17 protein-coding genes are annotated in these 16,650 nt (G+C 61.1%); 9 read left to right on the top strand and 8 right to left on the bottom strand.

Features of this window, described 5'->3' with window-relative positions:
* Window positions 1-81 precede the first annotated feature (81 nt).
* Complete coding sequence (locus BKP54_RS06420; protein ID WP_057206642.1) at window positions 82-588, top strand: GNAT family N-acetyltransferase; 507 nt, start codon at window positions 82-84, stop codon at window positions 586-588.
* A gap of 51 nt (window positions 589-639) precedes the next feature.
* Here the strand turns inward: BKP54_RS06420 and BKP54_RS06415 are convergent, their stop codons facing one another.
* Window positions 640-1,524, bottom strand: a complete 885-nt coding sequence (locus BKP54_RS06415; RefSeq protein WP_057206595.1) for a DMT family transporter — start codon at window positions 1,522-1,524, stop codon at window positions 640-642.
* A gap of 207 nt (window positions 1,525-1,731) precedes the next feature.
* Here BKP54_RS06415 and BKP54_RS06410 point away from each other — a divergent pair, with 207 nt between their 5' ends.
* Together BKP54_RS06410 and BKP54_RS06405 are read left to right on the top strand one after the other, a co-directional pair.
* The gene (locus BKP54_RS06410) at window positions 1,732-3,030 is read left to right on the top strand and encodes an adenylosuccinate synthase (protein ID WP_057206594.1); all 1,299 of its coding nucleotides are present in this window, start codon (window positions 1,732-1,734) and stop codon (window positions 3,028-3,030) included.
* Window positions 3,031-3,093: 63 nt separating this feature from the next.
* Window positions 3,094-5,346: a hypothetical protein gene (locus BKP54_RS06405; RefSeq protein WP_057206592.1), complete on the top strand. Its 2,253-nt coding sequence runs from the start codon at window positions 3,094-3,096 to the stop codon at window positions 5,344-5,346.
* Between the two features lie 88 nt (window positions 5,347-5,434).
* Here BKP54_RS06405 and rpoH read toward each other — a convergent pair whose 3' ends face one another.
* Together rpoH and BKP54_RS06395 are read right to left on the bottom strand one after the other, a co-directional pair.
* Window positions 5,435-6,340, bottom strand: coding sequence for an RNA polymerase sigma factor RpoH (gene rpoH, locus BKP54_RS06400; RefSeq protein ID WP_025424714.1), 906 nt, complete (start codon window positions 6,338-6,340; stop codon window positions 5,435-5,437).
* 210 nt (window positions 6,341-6,550) lie between these two features.
* On the bottom strand, window positions 6,551-7,579 hold the full coding sequence (locus tag BKP54_RS06395) for an RluA family pseudouridine synthase (protein WP_057221564.1): 1,029 nt from the start codon (window positions 7,577-7,579) through the stop codon (window positions 6,551-6,553).
* A 29-nt stretch (window positions 7,580-7,608) separates the two neighbouring features.
* Here BKP54_RS06395 and BKP54_RS06390 point away from each other — a divergent pair, with 29 nt between their 5' ends.
* Window positions 7,609-7,992 (top strand): hypothetical protein, encoded by a 384-nt coding sequence (locus tag BKP54_RS06390; protein ID WP_025424712.1) that lies wholly within the window; start codon window positions 7,609-7,611, stop codon window positions 7,990-7,992.
* Window positions 7,993-7,996: 4 nt separating this feature from the next.
* Window positions 7,997-8,833 (top strand): RNA methyltransferase, encoded by an 837-nt coding sequence (locus tag BKP54_RS06385; protein ID WP_057206589.1) that lies wholly within the window; start codon window positions 7,997-7,999, stop codon window positions 8,831-8,833.
* A 16-nt stretch (window positions 8,834-8,849) separates the two neighbouring features.
* Here the strand turns inward: BKP54_RS06385 and BKP54_RS06380 are convergent, their stop codons facing one another.
* Both BKP54_RS06380 and BKP54_RS06375 read right to left on the bottom strand, forming a co-directional pair.
* A complete protein-coding gene (locus BKP54_RS06380) occupies window positions 8,850-10,031 on the bottom strand; it encodes a hypothetical protein (RefSeq protein WP_057206587.1) in 1,182 nt (393 codons plus the stop codon).
* Window positions 10,032-10,290: 259 nt separating this feature from the next.
* A complete protein-coding gene (locus BKP54_RS06375; RefSeq protein ID WP_025424709.1) occupies window positions 10,291-10,878 on the bottom strand; it encodes an EipA family protein in 588 nt (195 codons plus the stop codon).
* Between the two features lie 277 nt (window positions 10,879-11,155).
* Here BKP54_RS06375 and BKP54_RS06370 point away from each other — a divergent pair, with 277 nt between their 5' ends.
* Both BKP54_RS06370 and BKP54_RS06365 read left to right on the top strand, forming a co-directional pair.
* A complete protein-coding gene (locus tag BKP54_RS06370) occupies window positions 11,156-11,809 on the top strand; it encodes a histidine phosphotransferase family protein (RefSeq protein WP_057206585.1) in 654 nt (217 codons plus the stop codon).
* Window positions 11,810-12,073: 264 nt separating this feature from the next.
* Window positions 12,074-12,436, top strand: coding sequence for a response regulator (locus tag BKP54_RS06365; RefSeq protein ID WP_025424707.1), 363 nt, complete (start codon window positions 12,074-12,076; stop codon window positions 12,434-12,436).
* Window positions 12,437-12,715: 279 nt separating this feature from the next.
* Here BKP54_RS06365 and ctrA read toward each other — a convergent pair whose 3' ends face one another.
* A complete protein-coding gene (ctrA, locus tag BKP54_RS06360) occupies window positions 12,716-13,417 on the bottom strand; it encodes a cell cycle two-component system response regulator CtrA (protein ID WP_025424706.1) in 702 nt (233 codons plus the stop codon).
* 441 nt (window positions 13,418-13,858) lie between these two features.
* Here ctrA and BKP54_RS06355 point away from each other — a divergent pair, with 441 nt between their 5' ends.
* The gene (locus BKP54_RS06355) at window positions 13,859-14,209 is read left to right on the top strand and encodes a hypothetical protein (protein WP_025424705.1); all 351 of its coding nucleotides are present in this window, start codon (window positions 13,859-13,861) and stop codon (window positions 14,207-14,209) included.
* A gap of 158 nt (window positions 14,210-14,367) precedes the next feature.
* Here the strand turns inward: BKP54_RS06355 and BKP54_RS06350 are convergent, their stop codons facing one another.
* Window positions 14,368-14,649, bottom strand: coding sequence for a GNAT family N-acetyltransferase (locus BKP54_RS06350; RefSeq protein ID WP_025424704.1), 282 nt, complete (start codon window positions 14,647-14,649; stop codon window positions 14,368-14,370).
* 216 nt (window positions 14,650-14,865) lie between these two features.
* The gene (locus tag BKP54_RS06345) at window positions 14,866-15,141 is read right to left on the bottom strand and encodes a DUF1153 domain-containing protein (protein WP_003527546.1); all 276 of its coding nucleotides are present in this window, start codon (window positions 15,139-15,141) and stop codon (window positions 14,866-14,868) included.
* 487 nt (window positions 15,142-15,628) lie between these two features.
* On the opposite strand from BKP54_RS06345, the gene BKP54_RS06340 reads away from it, so the two are divergent.
* The gene (locus tag BKP54_RS06340) at window positions 15,629-16,378 is read left to right on the top strand and encodes a LuxR family transcriptional regulator (protein WP_025424703.1); all 750 of its coding nucleotides are present in this window, start codon (window positions 15,629-15,631) and stop codon (window positions 16,376-16,378) included.
* Window positions 16,379-16,650: the final 272 nt, after the last annotated feature.

The raw sequence follows: 16,650 nt of genomic DNA, 5'->3' as shown, positions 1-16,650 counted from the left end.
GATGATTGAATTTCGAGAATGACCAGGAACGCATCGGAGCAAACCGGTGCGTTCTTTCGGTTTGAAACATTGATGACGGCAATGACACGACAGGCATTCCGCTGGCGCGAGGCCAGCCTTCCCGATCTCGTTTCGGTCTCCGAAATCCAGCTGGTGGTTCACGAGGCATTCCCCGAGGACGATCACGTGCTTGCCGATCGGTTGGAACTGAGCCCGGAGGGCTGCTTCATGCTGGAGGTCGGCGGCGTCACTCAAGGCTATGTCTTGAGCCACCCCTGGATCCGCCGTGCGCCGCCCGCGCTGAACGCGGTGCTCGGCGAGATCCCTGAAACCGCCGACACCTGGTACATTCACGACCTGGCGCTTTTGCCTGAGACCCGTGGATCCGGGGCAGGGGGCAACGTCGTGCCGCTGCTCGCCGATATCGCCCGGTCGGACGGCTACCACTCGATGTCGCTGGTGTCGGTCAACGGTTCGCGCGGCTTCTGGGAGCGGCAGGGGTTTTCCGTCCGCATGGACGAGCGGCTGGCAAGCAAGCTTGCAAGCTACGGCGAGGATGCGCTCTACATGGAGCGGTTGCTCGCCTGAAAGAGGGGCGCCGGCTCGGCCGGAAGAGGTCAATATCCGTGCGGGTTGGTATTAGTGTTTCGGGCGGCCCTTCTCGGCAATGGCGATGCCGCCGAGAACAAGCAGCAGGGCGATGAAATGGAAGGTGTGGAAGGTCTCGCCGACCAGCATGACCGACAGCAGCGTGCCGAAGACCGGGATGGCATTGATGAAGAGCCCGGCACGGTTGGCGCCGATCATCTCGACGCCGCGGACATAGAGCACCTGCGACATCAATGACGGGAAGATGGCGGCGTAGAGCACGATGATCCAGCCGGTCGTGTCAGGAAAGATCGCCGTGCCGTTGCCGATCTCCCAGAAGAGCAGTGGAATGGCGCTGAGCAGGGCGCCGAAGGCGGGTGCGGCGATGAAACTCTGCCAATGCATCGTGGGCTTCCAGCGCAGTGCCACGGTATAGGCGGCGTAAACGATGCAGGCGGCGATCATCAGGGCGTCGCCGAAGTTGAACTCCAGTTGCAGCAGGCTGGCGATGTCGCCGTGCGCGGCGGTGATCAGCACGCCGATCAGCGTCACGGTGAAGCCGATCACCTGTGCGATCGAGGCGCGGGTTCGAAACAGCATGAAATTGAACAGGAAGATCAGCATGGGGATGCCGGCCTGCAGGATGACCGCGTTGATCGCGCTGGTATATTTCAGCGCAGAATAGAGCAGGGCGTTGAAGGTGGTGAAACCGATGACGCCATAGGCCAGCAGCTGCAGCCAATGCTGCTTGATCTTCTGCCAATCGCGGCGGATCTGCGGCGTCATTAGCACCAGGATGATGAGAAGCGCAAACACCCAGCGAAGGGTGGTGAGCATCATCGGACTGACATGTCCGACGGCCATTTTTCCGGCGACCGAATTGCCGCCCCAGAAGAGTGCGGTGACGCAGAGATAGAAATAAGCCCTGGAATTCACGATGCTGCAACCTGCTGGGATGACGGGGATTGATTGCCGCAAGGGCGGGAGAGACGCAAGATATAGGCGCTAAATCCAGCGCTTGTCATGCAAAAAGGGCGGAACGCCCGTCATAACGGGGTCGCTTTCCCGGTGACAACACAGTATAGATGCGCGGGTTTTGAGAACAGCGCAACCCTACTTGCGCGCGTCAACAGGAAGAGAATTATGACGAATGTCGTGGTGGTCGGATCCCAGTGGGGTGATGAAGGCAAAGGCAAGATTGTAGATTGGCTCTCGGAACGCGCGGATATCGTCGTGCGCTTTCAGGGCGGTCACAACGCCGGCCATACCCTGGTGATCGACGGCGTCAGCTACAAGCTGTCGCTGCTTCCGTCCGGCGTCGTGCGTCCCGGCAAGCTCGCCGTCATCGGCAACGGCGTGGTCATCGACCCGCATGCGCTGATCGCTGAAATCGACAAGCTCGGCAAGCAGGGCGTGACGATCACCCCGGAGAACCTGCGTGTTGCCGACAACGCCACGCTCATTCTTTCGCTGCACCGCGAACTCGACGGCTTCCGCGAAGACGCTGCCTCCAACAGCGGCACCAAGATCGGCACCACCCGCCGCGGCATCGGCCCGGCCTATGAAGACAAGGTCGGCCGTCGTGCGATCCGCGTGATGGACCTTGCCGACCTCGAAACCCTGCCGGCCAAGGTCGATCGCCTGCTGACGCACCACAACGCGCTGCGGCGTGGCCTCGGCGAACCGGAAATCAGCCATGACGCGATCATGCTCGAGCTGTCTTCGGTTGCCGACAAGGTACTGCCGTTCATGGAAACCGTCTGGGTGCTGCTCGACAAGGCGCGGCGCAAGGGCGCCCGCATCCTGTTCGAAGGCGCGCAGGGCACGCTTCTCGACATCGATCATGGCACCTATCCGTTCGTAACCTCGTCCAACACCGTTGCAGGTCAGGCCGCCGCCGGTTCGGGCATGGGCCCGGGCTCGCTCGGCTACATTCTCGGTATCACCAAGGCCTATACGACCCGCGTCGGCGAGGGCCCGTTCCCGACCGAACTGCACGACGAGATCGGCCAGTTCCTCGGCGAGCGCGGCCACGAATTCGGCACCGTTACCGGACGCAAGCGCCGCTGCGGCTGGTTCGATGCTGCGCTCGTGCGCCAGTCGGTCGCTGCCAACGGCATCACCGGCATCGCGCTGACCAAGCTCGACGTGCTCGATGGCCTTGATGAACTGAAGATTTGCGTCGGATATACTCTCGACGGACAGCAGATCGATCATCTTCCGGCAAGCCAGGCGCAGCAAGCTTCGGCAAAGCCAGTCTATATTACACTTGAAGGCTGGAAGGAATCGACTGTCGGCGCACGCAGCTGGGCAGATCTTCCGGCACAGGCGATCAAGTATGTTCGCCAGGTCGAGGAACTCATCGGTGCACCGGTGGCTCTTCTTTCGACCAGCCCGGAGCGGGACGACACAATACTTGTGACGGACCCCTTTGAGGACTAGTGTCGGCGGACTGACATTGCGTCGTGATCGCAAACACATGCCTGAGCGTATGAGAAAGTTCTGATGGCGGATTTTGTTGCAGTTATTCGCAGGACCGTTGACGGCCTGTCGGAAAACACACCGGAAATGCGGGATAAGGTCTACGAGAAGGCGCGCGCCGCCGTGCGTCGCCAACTCGAAAATATGAATCCGCGTCCGTCGGACGATATGATCAATCGTCAGTTGGCAAAACTCGAAAACGCGATCGGCGAGGTCGACAGCGAGTATGCTGAGGCCCTGCCGGCGGTCGACGCGTTCGAGCCCGAGGCTGAAGTCGCGGAAGCGGTCGTGCCCGCTGAGGCGGAACCGGAACCGGGCGATGTCGTCGAGACGCCGGTCGAACAGGCCGAAAGCGAGCCGGTGACGGCGGCAGCCGAAGAACCGGCACAAGACGACGTTGTCGGCGATGCCGAGCCTGCTTACGCCGACGCAGTTGCCGAGCATGATGAGCAGACGGAAAGCTATGCCGAGACCGTGCCCGCGGAAGCACCGGCCGAATATGTCGAGGTAGCAGCCGAATACGCCGAAGCCGTCGAAGAGCAGGCCGAGCCGGCTTGGCAGCCGCCGGTCGAGGCACAGGCGCATGATGAGGAAATCGTCGCACCCGCCCAGCCTGCCGCTGAAGAGGTCCTTGACCATGCGCCGGTTGCCCCGGCCATCGAGCCTGAACCCGAATCGGTGCAGGATGCGACCTGGGATGCGCCCGCTGTCGCGCCTGCTGCGGAAACGTCAGCGCATTCGGAATGGGAACTGCCGGACTGGGAAGACACGAAGCCCGCTCCTGCACCTGCCTCGCTGGACGCGAAGCCGGACGACGTGGTCGACGATGCCGGTGCACCTGAGTTGCTCGGCATGCATCCCGTCGAGGAAAAGCCTGCCGAAATAGAGCCGGCGGCGCCGAAAGCGGATGCCAGCCGTTCCTGGTCGTTCGACGACGACGATCCGTTTGCCTCGATCACCGAGCGCCCCGCTCAAAAGGCCAGCGACGCCGAAATTTCCGATTGGTCGTGGCCGGTCGAAAAGACATCGCTAACGCCGGCCGCAAACTCGGCGGAATCCGCAAGCCAGCAGGAGCGCGCGGGTACGGCCTGGGATCACATTGACGATCTTCTGGGTCTTGAAGGCGGTGCGACGGCGGCAGGTGCGGGAGCGGCAACGGCCAAGGATACCGATCGCGGCATCGAGATGCCGGCGCGGCCGACTTCGTATAGCACGACGCCAAAGCCTTCGCGCTTCAGCGTCAAGCGCCTGGTGATCGCCGCCGGCTTTTTGCTCGTGCTCGGTGGCGGCGGATTTGCCTATTGGCAGAACCGGGAGGCGGGCAATGCCTGGATTTCCGGCATGGTCGCTTCGATAACGTCGGCCGTTTCCGGCAAGGGTGAGACGCCGGCGGAACAGCAGAGCACGCCCCCGGCGCCGACCGGCGAGACCGTGACGCAACAGCCCGGCGCGCATGACGACACGGCTGTTCCGGACAACACGTCGACGAAATTTACCCAGCGCCTGCTTGCCGATGGCTCGGAAACCGATGCCGGCCCGGCTGTCTTGAACGGTGAAAGTGCCGCGCAGGAAGGCAAGTCGGTCGCACCGCAGACCGAAGCCGGAAAACCGCAGGAAGAAGCGGCCGGTACGCCTGGTACCGACGCCGGAACGCCTGGTACAGGTCTGCAACCCGGCGCTCAGCCGGCACAGCCGGATGTTGCGGTTGCCAACGGCGAAAAGATGTTCCTCTACGAAGAGCGGCTCGGCCAATCCTCTCCGACCGCCATTCCGGGAACTGTCGCCTGGTCGGTCAAGGAGGAGTCTCCGGGTGGCGACGCCAAGCCGGAACCGGCAATCCAGGCTCAGATCACCGTGCCGGACCGCGGGTTGACCGCGCTGATGACGATCAAGCGCAATGCGGATCCGTCCCTGCCGGCGAGCCACGTGATCGAGTTCGTCTTCTCGCTGCCGCAGAACTTCGAAGGCGGCGCCATCGACGGCGTGCAGCGCGTTTCGATGAAGCGGACGGAGCAGGATCGTGGCGATGCGCTGATCGCGGTACCCGCCAAGATCACCGACGACTTCCACATGATCGCGCTCAATGACTTCGCCGAAGCGGTTGGCAGCAATACCGAACTGCTGCGCAGCCGTGGATGGATCGATATCCCGCTGACATACCGCAACGGTCGCCGCGCCTTGCTGACGCTTGAAAAGGGCCAGAGTGGCAACGAAGCCTTCAGCCAGGCGATGCGCGCTTGGGGATCGTCAGGCAATACGGCAGCGACAGGCCAATAGGGCCGGACACGCTGAAGCAGAAACAACAAAAAAACCCGGCGAGAACTTCGCCGGGTTTTTTCGTTTCCTGTTATGCCAAGCCTCGGACCTATGCGCCTTCGACGACGCGCAAGGCTTGGGCATTCTCCAACGCCGCCTTGCGGACGGCGTCCTGGACCTTTTCAAAGGCCCTGACTTCGATCTGGCGCACGCGCTCGCGGCTGATATCGAACTCGGTCGACAGGTCTTCGAGCGTCAACGGATCTTCGGTAAGGCGGCGCGCCTCGAAGATGCGGCGTTCACGATCGTTGAGCACCTTCATCGCGTTTGCGAGCAAGGCCTTGCGGCTGTCCAACTCGTCCTGCTCGATCAGGATCTGTTCCTGATTGTCGTGGTCGTCGACGAGCCAATCCTGCCATTGTCCGGATTCGCCTTCGCTCGCCTTGATCGGCGCGTTCAGCGAAGCATCGCCGGACAGGCGACGGTTCATCGAGATGACCTCGTCCTCGCTGACCTTCAGGGTCGTGGCGATTTCCTTGACGTGCTCGGGCTTCAGGTCGCCTTCGTCGAGCGCCTGGATCTTGCCCTTGAGTCGACGCAGGTTGAAGAACAGCCGCTTCTGGTTGGCGGTCGTACCCATCTTGACCAGCGACCAGGAGCGCAGAATGTATTCCTGGATGGCGGCCTTGATCCACCACATGGCATAGGTCGCCAGGCGGAAGCCGCGATCGGGCTCGAACTTCTTGACGGCCTGCATCAGGCCGACGTTGCCTTCAGACACGACTTCGCCGATCGGCAGGCCGTAGCCGCGATAACCCATCGCGATCTTGGCGACGAGGCGCAGGTGGCTGGTGACGAGCTTGTGAGCGGCGTTGCGGTCGTCATGCTCCTGATACCGCTTGGCGAGCATGTACTCTTCCTGCGGCTCGAGCATGGGAAATTTGCGGATTTCGTCGAGATAACGATTGAGGCCGCCTTCACCAGCGGCAATGGACGGCAAATTGTTTCGGGCCATGAAGCACCCCCCTTTATAGTCTCCGGCCTCCGGGCGGCAGGCCGGGCATGTGGGTCTTCGTCAAGACCCCACGAGGCTACAAAATAAGTACGGCGAAAGCATGATTCAAGGAGTCCGGTTTCACTAACATGTGACGCCGGAGGCAAGACAGATCACGAATAGAGGCGCAGTTAAAATTGGAATCCTGCGGCCGAAATTCAAGAGGTGGCGTTACGTTCCGCCACGCAGGGCCTCGACCAGGGCCGCCATGTCGTCAGGCACCGGGGCCTCGAAGTGCATGGTCTCGCCGGTCGACGGATGTTCGAACTGCAGCATGAAGGCATGCAGGGCCTGGCGGTGGAATTGGCTGACCACGGACTTTGCCGCCTCCGGCAGGAGGTTGGCCTTGGTGCGGAAGGCCGCGCCATATTCCGGGTCGCCGATCAGCGGATGGCCGATATGAGCCATGTGCACGCGGATCTGGTGGGTGCGACCGGTTTCGAGGTGGCATTCCACCGTCGATGCCAGGCTGGTGCCGTCGGGCTTTTCCAGATAACGCTCGACGACCTCGTAATGGGTAATCGCTTCGCGGGCGTCGTCGCTGTCCTCGCGTTTTACGGCGCGCTTGGTGCGGTCTCCCGCACGGCCAAGAGGGGCGTCGATGGTGCCCTTCAACTGGCGCGGACGGCCCCAGACGACGGCCCGGTAGGCACGCTCGAGCGGGCCGGTGCGGCCGTGATCGGCAAACTGGTCTGACAGATGGCGATGGGCGGCGTCGTTCTTGGCGACGACCATGACCCCGCTCGTTTCCTTGTCGAGGCGGTGGACGATACCGGGCCGCTTGACGCCGCCGATGCCCGAGAGGCTGTTGCCGCAATGGTGGATGAGAGCATTGACCAGCGTGCCCGTCCAATTGCCGGCGCCGGGATGAACGACAAGCCCTGCCGGCTTGCACAGGACGATAAGGTGGTCGTCCTCATAGAGCACGTCGAGCGGGATATCCTCGCCCTTCGGCTCCGGATCTTCCGGCTCGGGCAGGTCGATCTCGAAATGGTCGCCCGGCTGGACCTTCTTCTTCGGTTCGGTCACCAGCTTGCCGTTGATCGAAACAGCACCCTGCTCGATCAGGCTCTTGATCCGGTTGCGGGAAAACTCGCCCGAAAGTGCCTCGGTCAGGAAGGAATCGAGCCGCCCTGCGGCGTCCTCGCCCGCCGTCAGGACTTTCCTATTGGCTGCTGCTTGTTTAAAGGGGTCGTTCATTCCGTTTTAATTCCGATAAAAGGCCAATCATGACCGCGACCGCGCCCGATGACCAGGAAGACAAGCCGCTAGACCCGGCGATGGAGAATGTTCGCCGCAAGATGGTGCGGCTGCAACTCGTCTCGGCAGGCGTGATGTTGGTCATGCTTATGGCTGTCCTCGGAACGATTGTCTACAAGCTGACCCGCACGGACGAAAAGGCGCAGGCGCAATCCGCAGCCATCGCCGTTCCGAGCGAGGCGCCGGTCAATGCGGTTGCCGCCCTCCCGGCCGGCTTCACGGTGACCAACGTCGCGCTGTCGGGCTCGCAGGTGCTTTTCTACGGCAATCTGCCCGGCGCCGAGCCGCGCGCCATCGTTTTCGATATCGCCGCCGGCCGCATCGTGGCCGACATCACCGTCAGGACCAACTGACGGTATGAGCTCAAGCGCCTCGCCTCCGATCCGCATCGATGATCCGGCAGATCCGCGCATCGCCGGCTTCGTGTCGATCAAGGAGCGCGACCTGACGGGCCGACAGGGGCGTTTCATCGCTGAAGGCACGGTGGTGCTGCGCATGCTGGCGGCGGCGCATCGCTCCAACAGCGGGCTTGGCGCCGAGGCCATCCTGCTTCTCGAAAGCCGTGTGGCCGGCGTGGAGGCCATTCTGGCGGAATTTCCCGCTGACGTGCCCGTCTATGTGGCGGCGGCACCGGTGTTCGACGCGATCGCCGGTTTCAACATGCACCGTGGTGTGCTGGCACTTGGGCGCCGTGACGGCATTGTCGGCCGGGACACGCTGCTTGCCTCGCTTCCCGCTTCAAGCCTGGTCCTCGCAGCCTGTGGCATCTCCAACCATGACAATATGGGTTCGCTGTTTCGCAATGCCGCGGCCTTCGGCGTCGATGCGGTGCTGATGGATGAGACGAGCTGCGATCCGATGTACCGGAAGGCGATCCGTGTTTCCGTCGGTTCGGTGCTGACGGTGCCGTTTGCGCGCGAAGGGTCGGCGGCGTCGCTGATCGAACGGCTGCAGGCCGAGGGCTTTGCGATCTGGGGGCTGTCGCCGGCCGGCGAAACCGACATCGGCGGAATACCGCCGGCCAGGCGCACTGCCTTGCTCGTCGGAACGGAAGGTGAGGGGCTGCCGCCGGCCATCCTGAAATCCGTACGCACCGCCCGCATTCGCCAGCGGCCCGGGCTCGACAGCCTCAATGTCTCGATGGCAGCCGGCATCGCGCTGCATCAGGTCGCCTTGATCAACGACCGGATCTGACGCGCACAGAAAGTGCCTATTCCTTCGGCAGGATTTCTTTTGCCCGCGTTGCCAGGCTCTTGCGGCCGGCCGCATCGTTGTTTTCGTCACCCGCGAGCAGGCTGAGGATCGGCGAGGCGGCGCCCTCGCGCGTTGCCGTCAGAGCCACCATGCTGGCGGCAATTTCCGCCACTTCCTCGCGCAAGGCATCGTCATGGGCGGTCGTCTTGGAATTGGTCAACCGTTCCGACAGGGCGGCCGCACGGTTCTTGAGTTCATGCGAAAGCGCCGCAGTTTCCAGCGGCGGCACGCCCGGTTGCTCGATGAGCTGCGCAGGGTGCGCGGCAACGCCCTCCGACGGCTCGCTGCCGCTTGCGCGACGGTCCTTGCGCGCTGGGAAGGCGATACCTGCCGCGCGCAACACCTTGGCGGCATCCCGCATGTCCTGGTTCACGTCTTTCACCTTGGTCTTCAGTCGTTCGATTTCATCGGCGCGTCGCTCGAGCGCGCTTTCGCGATCGGCGCCTGCAGCCAGTTCCCGCGAAAGCTTGTCTTCCAGTCGCTGCAGGCGGCTCTCGTCACGGGCAAGACGCAGCTCCATTTCCTTGGCATGCGCGCTTTCCGTCTTCAGATCTGCACGCAGCGCATCGCGCTCGTCGCGGAGCGTCGCGACGCGGCTCTTGAGGTTTTCGGCCTCTGTCTCGCCGGCGGCAAGGTCGAGGCGTAGATTGTCGATGGCGGCGGCCTGTTGCGCCAACTGATTGGTCAGAGTCTTGATCGTTTCCGCCTTGCCGGCGTTGTCGCGCTCGACGGTTTCGAGCGAAACCTTCATGCGCTCCAGTCGCTGCTCGAACTGTCGGATCGCCGAGCGCATGTCGGCGGCTTCGACGTTCATGTCGGCAAGCTGGGAATGCAGATCGGCATTCTCGCCGTTCAGGCGGCGTGCCTCCTGCAGTGTCTTTTCGTTGTTGAGCATCAGCGATACGCCCTTGTCGCGCTCGCGCTTCAGGGCTTGCTGCGTGCGTGCGTTCTCGGCGGCAAAGGTGGCGCGGGCGGCATCTTTCTGGGCGCGCACTTCCTGGGGGCTGAGCGGCATGGTCGCCTTCAGACGATCCTCGGCAAAGCGCACGATGCGGCGGTGAATGGCCGGCGCGACGAGAAGGCCGATGATGATCGCCGTCAGGAAGCCCAGGGCAAAGAGGAGCGAGAATTCAATCACGAGCTGGCCGTTTCAAAGCTGGACCGGAAGCAAACGCCCCGCCCGACCATTACAGCCAGAGCAAGGCGCTTGATGTTACTTCCCTGCACTAAACATGACGTCTCGTGCGCTGCAAGTATTTGAGGTGGGATTTCGCCAAAGCGCACCCGCCATCTACAGCGCCGCGCGTCATATTAGACGCGCAAAGGTCGCTGTAGCATTTGAATTGCTGCATGTTTTATCCTTAAATCGAATAGGATTTAAGGAAACATGCATTAGGTCAGAAGGGGTTCCAGGTCGGGTTCTGTGTCATCTTGAGATAGCCGACATTGACCCCGAGCCGGGCGCCGATGCCGGTGCGGATCGGGACGACGACGATGTGTTCGTCGGTGAGCACCGTCATGCCGACGCCGGCCACGACATAGGCCGAACCGGAGACGCCGCCAAACCGCTTGTAGAGGGATGGCACGCTCGGAAGGTTGTAGACCAGCATCATCGTTCGGCTGCCCTGTCCGCCCCAGTCGATGCCGAGTGATGGCCCCTGCCAGAAGACGTTGTGCTGGCCGGCATTCTTGGTGTTGAGTTCGCCTTCCCCGTAGGTCAGGCCAGCGATGAAGGCGCCAGAACCTTCCTGTCCGAGGATATAGCCGTTCGGCAGGCCGTAACGTTCGAAGGCGCGCTCCACCACCTTGGCGAGGCCGCCCGAGGTTTCGCCGAAGAAGCCGTGACCGGCATCGACGATCTCCTGCATCGAATATTGACTATTCGCCTGCTGGGCATGGGCGGCGGATATGGCGCCGGCCATCAGGAACATCGTCGCCAGGATAGCGCGGCTGGCCATCGTGGCTGCCTTCATGATCTGCTGCATCGTTTCCTCCGTCAGGCGCGAAAATCACTCGCTTGCGGGTTTGCTATGGCCGGCATCGCCTGTGACGGCGCGGCCAGCGGGGGTCTGGACCATTTCCCTGCAATTTGAACCGATGGTCTTAACAATCGGTTTACCAAATGTGGTGTCATTATGATCCACTGATGAACGGCTGCGCCGGGCAGCCCATGGCTTGCGTCTTAGCGCCTGAGGCTTTACCGGCTCTGCCCGAGCGCGTGCCTCATGTCCGCATGCCGATGGAACCGAACAAGGAAAGACGATGGCAACGAATCCGAACCTGACATTGACGGGACCCGATCTGGCCGCGCTTCTGTGCAGCCGGGTTTGCCACGACATCATCTCGCCGGTCGGCGCCATCAACAATGGCCTGGAACTTCTGGACGAGGGCGGCGCCGATGCCGACGCCATGGACCTCATCCGCACCAGCGCACTCAACGCGTCGGTCCGCCTGAAGTTCGCTCGTCTCGCCTTCGGCGCCTCCGGCTCGGTCGGCGCGTCGATCGATACCGGCGAAGCGGAAAAGGCGGCCAAGGACTTTGCCGCCGCCGAGAAGAAGACCGAGGTCAACTGGCACGGGCCGCGCGCCATCATCGCCAAGAACCGGGTCAAGCTCCTCCTGAATCTTTTCCTCATCGCCTATGGGGCGATCCCGCGCGGTGGCGTCATCGACATCACGCTCGAAAATCCCGAGCTCGACGCAGTGTTCACGCTGGCCTGCAAGGGCCGGATGATGCGCGTGCCGCCGCGTCTGGTCGAACTTCTGTCCGGCACGCCGGAAGAGGCGGTCGATGCGCATTCGATCCAGCCCTACTACACGGTGCTGCTCGGCGAGGAAGCGGGCATGACGATCGATGTGGTTTCGACCGGCGAAGAGATCATCTTCACGGCGCGTATGAAGCCGGTCGACGCCTAAGTCCGGCGCTGCCTTTGCTGTTTTGATACATGTCCGGCGCGGTGTGGCGATGGCCCCCGCGCCGGACATTTGCGTGGCCACAGTTTGAGCGCCCGCCTTTCCTGGCTTTTGGCCGGTTCACCGAAAAATTAATATTTTCAGCGTGTTAAAAACAGCCGGAGAGCCTGCGTTAAGCAAGCTCCGTAACGAAATCTTTGCCAAATTTGTATAGGGTTGTTTCAGGCGTGCGAGCACGCGTATAGGTAAGTCATGAAGGAGTTGGACATGCGGCGCTTGATGATTGCCGACGGCTCGGATGTCGTCAGGAAAGTTGGGAAACGTATCCTGTCCGGCATGGGCTTCCTTGTCTACGAAGCGCCGAGCGGCCTTGAGGCGCTGGTGCGCTGCGAAGCCGAGCTGCCGAATATTCTCGTGGTCGACGCCGGCCTGGAGGGCGCTCTGGATCTCATCGCCAATATCAGGCGACTGCCGAATGGTGCGTCTGTGCGCATCTATTACTGCGTCGTCGAGGCGGATCTGAAGAAGATGATGGCCGGCAAGCGCGCCGGTGCCGATGATTTCCTGCTGAAGCCGTTCGATCGCAAGATCCTGACGAGCGTCTTTGCCAGCCAGTCGATGGCGGCCTGAACCGCAATAAACGTGTTTCCGGACTGAACAAGCCGCGGCAGTTGCTGCGTCTTTTTGCTGTCTCGTCTTGGCACTTTTTGCATGACACCCGAGATCAAGGCCGAGGCAGGCGCATGTCACCACCTTCGGACCTTTGACACCAGGAAGCACCTGATCACCGAGGGAAGGGGCGACCATAACGAAAAAACCCGCCTCGAAGGGCGGGTTTGTTCAAAAGGCGTCCGTTGGCGTCATGCCTGGATATGCGGGTCCATGCCGCGCCCGGAAGAAAGCTCGAAATCAGGCGGTTTCGGCGTATTCGGCACCATCCGGCTCGCGCAGAACGTAGCCACGGCCCCAGACGGTTTCGATGTAGTTGGCGCCGCCGGCAGCATTGGCAAGCTTCTTGCGCAGCTTGCAGATGAAGACGTCGATGATCTTCAGTTCCGGCTCGTCCATACCGCCGTAGAGGTGGTTGAGGAACATTTCCTTGGTGAGCGTCGTGCCCTTGCGCAGCGAGAGCAGCTCGAGCATCTGGTATTCCTTGCCGGTGAGGTGGACGCGCTGTCCGCCGACTTCCACCGTCTTGGCATCGAGATTGACGATCAGTTCGCCGGTCGAGATGACCGACTGGGCATGACCCTTGGAACGGCGGACGATCGCATGGATGCGCGCCACCAGCTCGTCCTTGTGGAACGGCTTGGTCATGTAGTCGTCGGCGCCGAAGCCGAGACCGCGAACCTTGTCTTCAATTCCGGCCATGCCGGAGAGAATGAGGATCGGCGTCTTCACCTTGGAAAGACGCAGTGTTCTCAAGACCTCGTAACCGGACATGTCCGGAAGGTTGAGGTCGAGAAGGATGATGTCGTAGTCATAGAGTTTGCCGAGATCGACGCCTTCCTCACCGAGATCGGTGGTGTAAACGTTGAAACTCTCGGACTTGAGCATCAGCTCAATGCTCTGAGCCGTTGCGCTGTCGTCTTCAATTAGTAGAACCCGCATATTCTTCCCCTTTTCCGCCGCCCAAGGTCATCGTGGCCCCCTTACGCGATACGGATCCAGTCGTTGCCTGATTTGGAGGCTGCCATCAAATGGTTAACAAATTCTGATTCACTCTGGCAAGCTGTATCGAGATTGTTAAATATTTTTAGCAGTTCCCTGATTTCAAACGTGAATCCAAAATGGCACTTTTCATGCGAAACATGAGGAAATGCCGCTATCTGACTCTTCTGACTCGTTAATGCCGGGGCCGTCATATTTCGTGCCTCAGTATTTACGGAGCCTTAAATCATCACCCCTATGATTAACGATGCCCGTAAACGAAAGGTTACCAGCGGTAGGCTTTTGTTAATATCGCTGTCGATTTTCGTTTTCTGTCTGTTGGGGCAGGCTCGACGGGCCAAATCAGTAACCGGGGTCTCGTTATCCACGGGAGTATTGCGTATGAAAGCACGTGAGAGCCTTGTCCGCCTGAAGGAATTTCAGGTCAGGGAGAAGCAGCGTCAGCTGAGCCAGCTTCAGATGATGATGGCTGAGTTCGAACGGATGACCAAGGATCTGGAAAATCAGATTGTTTTCGAGGAAAAGAAGTCGGGCATTTCCGATCCCTCGCATTTTGCCTATCCCACTTTCGCCAAGGCTGCTCGTCAAAGAGCCGACAATCTTCAGGTCTCCATTCGTGAACTGAAGGCGCAGCAGGATGCGGCCGAACTTGCACTTGAAGAAGTGCAGGCCGAATTTGCGAAGGCGGCGGCGCTCGAGGAACGGGATACGACGACGCGTCTCAGGGCGTAAGCTCCTTAGCCGTTTCGAGGCAGATGATTTTCATTCTTTGTCGGGCGATGCCGATGGCATGGCCCGATCCGGCACGATTGTCACAAGAACGAAAAACCCGCGCGACAGGCATCTGTCGGGCGGGTTTTCCCATTTCGGAACTTTGGTGGTTTGCCGCCTCAGGCCTGGATCACGTCCTGCCAATCGGGATGGCGCAGCGCCTGCGCGCGCATGAACGGGCAGAGCGGAATGATCTTCCAGCCGCCCTTGCGCGCTTCGTCGATTGCATGTTTTGCCAGCGCCTGGCCGACGCCCTTGCCGCGCAACTCGTCGGGAACGAGCGTGTGATCGACGATGATCAGTTTCGGCGATGAGCGGGAATAGGTCATCTCGCCGGTATAGCCTTCGACGGTTGTCGAGTAGCGGCCGTGCGAACCGATTTCTTCGTGGGCGATATCCATCTCAGCATCCCTTCACATTCAACGTTTGCGTGTTGCTGAAGATGCTATCGCATGACTGCAGCATTCGAAACCGGTTTGGCGAACGCGAAGGGGAAACGCACTGTCGCCGAAATGTTGCCTATTGAAAGACGGGGCGGAGCGGGCGACGGAAAACGAAGACGGCGGCCACCGGAAATTCCGGAGCCGCCGTTCGACCTATGGCCCTGTTGGGGGCTTTTAGTGGCGATATTGCTGGATGCGTGTGGTGCGCAGGCCGGCCAGACCGTGATCGTTGATGGAGGACTGCCAGGAAAGGAATTCCTCGACAGTGAGGGTATAGCGTTCGCACGCTTCCTCAAGGCTCAAAAGGCCACCGCGGACAGCGGCAACCACCTCAGCCTTCCTGCGAATAACCCAGCGCCGGGTATTCGCCGGCGGCAGATCCGCAATCGTCAGAGGACTGCCATCGGGGCCGATGACATATTTTACACGTGGTCGCATCATTTCGGTCATGGGACTCTCTACACAAACTCAAGACCATATGTTGCTGACCTTAGCCCGCCACATTTAACATTTGCCTAAGCGGTCGGTAACAATTTGCTCATAATTTTAAATACTTCCGCACACTCCCTCGATCACTTCCGCAACGTCCCGCCGGCGATCGCGACGCCTGTCGCGCTCGACAAGAGCCGCCTTAATGCCCGGAAAGCTTTGGATTATCGCGGATTTTACATGGGAGCCATGCAATTACCACATTTCACTTTAACTAAAATTCTTGGTAACGAGGCGCCGAAATAAAGGATGAGCGACGTTTGTGCGCTCCCGAATCATTCTTGGTGCATCGTCATATTTTCACAACCGGTCGCGTTGCTTTCGCGGGCATGCCGGAGAGGGTGGCTGTATTCTGGCTGCCGGGTGAAGTTCATGCACCGGATGATTTTCGGGGCTGTTTGTATTCTCTCGACCAGGTGCGTTGGCACCGGTGATGTGGTGATCAGAGATGAAGGAATCGAATGAACCAGCCTTGCTGCGCGAGGCTGAGACGGCGGACATGATTTCCGAAATCGATACGGCTGCCGTCCGCACGGAATACGAACTTCTGCACCTGATGCGGCGGTTGATCGCGCGCTATGGCTTCGGCCATTTCATGATCGCGCGCCTGCCGCTGGCCGAGCAGCAGCGCTTTTCCGAGCGCCTGGTGCTGAGTAACTGGCCGTCGGAGCTGGTGCGCCAGTACGACGCCTGCGAGACCTTTCAGTCGAGCGTGCTCGTCGAGCGCCTGCGCGGTACCAAGCTGCCGGTAACCGGCGGCGCCGAGCTGCTCGATGCGGCCGGCAAACCGACCGACGAGGCGATGGTGCACCGGCTGCTGGCGCATCCGGAGATGGGGCGCCATTTCGCCGTCCAGTTGCATACCAGCAGCGGCGATCCCTTCGTCGCCATGCTGTCCGGACGACGCGACCCGCCTGTCGGCGTCGAGCAGGCGACGCTCTATCTTTCCCTCGTGCAGCTGTTCGAATGCCTCGAACGCACCTTCGACACCGGCAGCTCGGCGCGCGAAAAGCTGTCGAGCCGCGAGATCGAGTGTCTGCGCTGGGCCGCAGCCGGCAAGAGCAGCGACGAGATCGCCATCATCCTTGGCATCTCCACCTATACGGTCAGCAGCTACTTCAAGAGCGCGACCCGCAAGCTCGACGCCGTCAACCGCATGCAGGCGATCGCCCGCGCCATGCGGCTGAAACTGATCTGAGACGGACCGCCCTGACCGGCCTTGCGCCATAGCACCGCCCTTGCCGCCGGGCGGACAAGTTTCTATATGTCGGCGACTGGAGCCTCCCGCTTTCAAGAAAGCGGAGAAGATACTCTGGACATTGTCGTGCTACAGCGACCTTGGCGCGTCTGAATAAGACGCGCGGCGCTGTAGAAGCCGAACGCGTGCCGCGTGCTATCGCGCAGGCATTGCATCGCATGAAGCGTGAAACAGGGGCGAGCGTTGTCGCTGCCACCCGAAGGCCGGATTGG

This window comes from Ensifer sp. 1H6 (assembly GCF_001976035.1).
GTDB lineage: Bacteria > Pseudomonadota > Alphaproteobacteria > Rhizobiales > Rhizobiaceae > Ensifer > Ensifer canadensis.
This window is presented reverse-complemented; position numbering and strand designations above follow the sequence as displayed.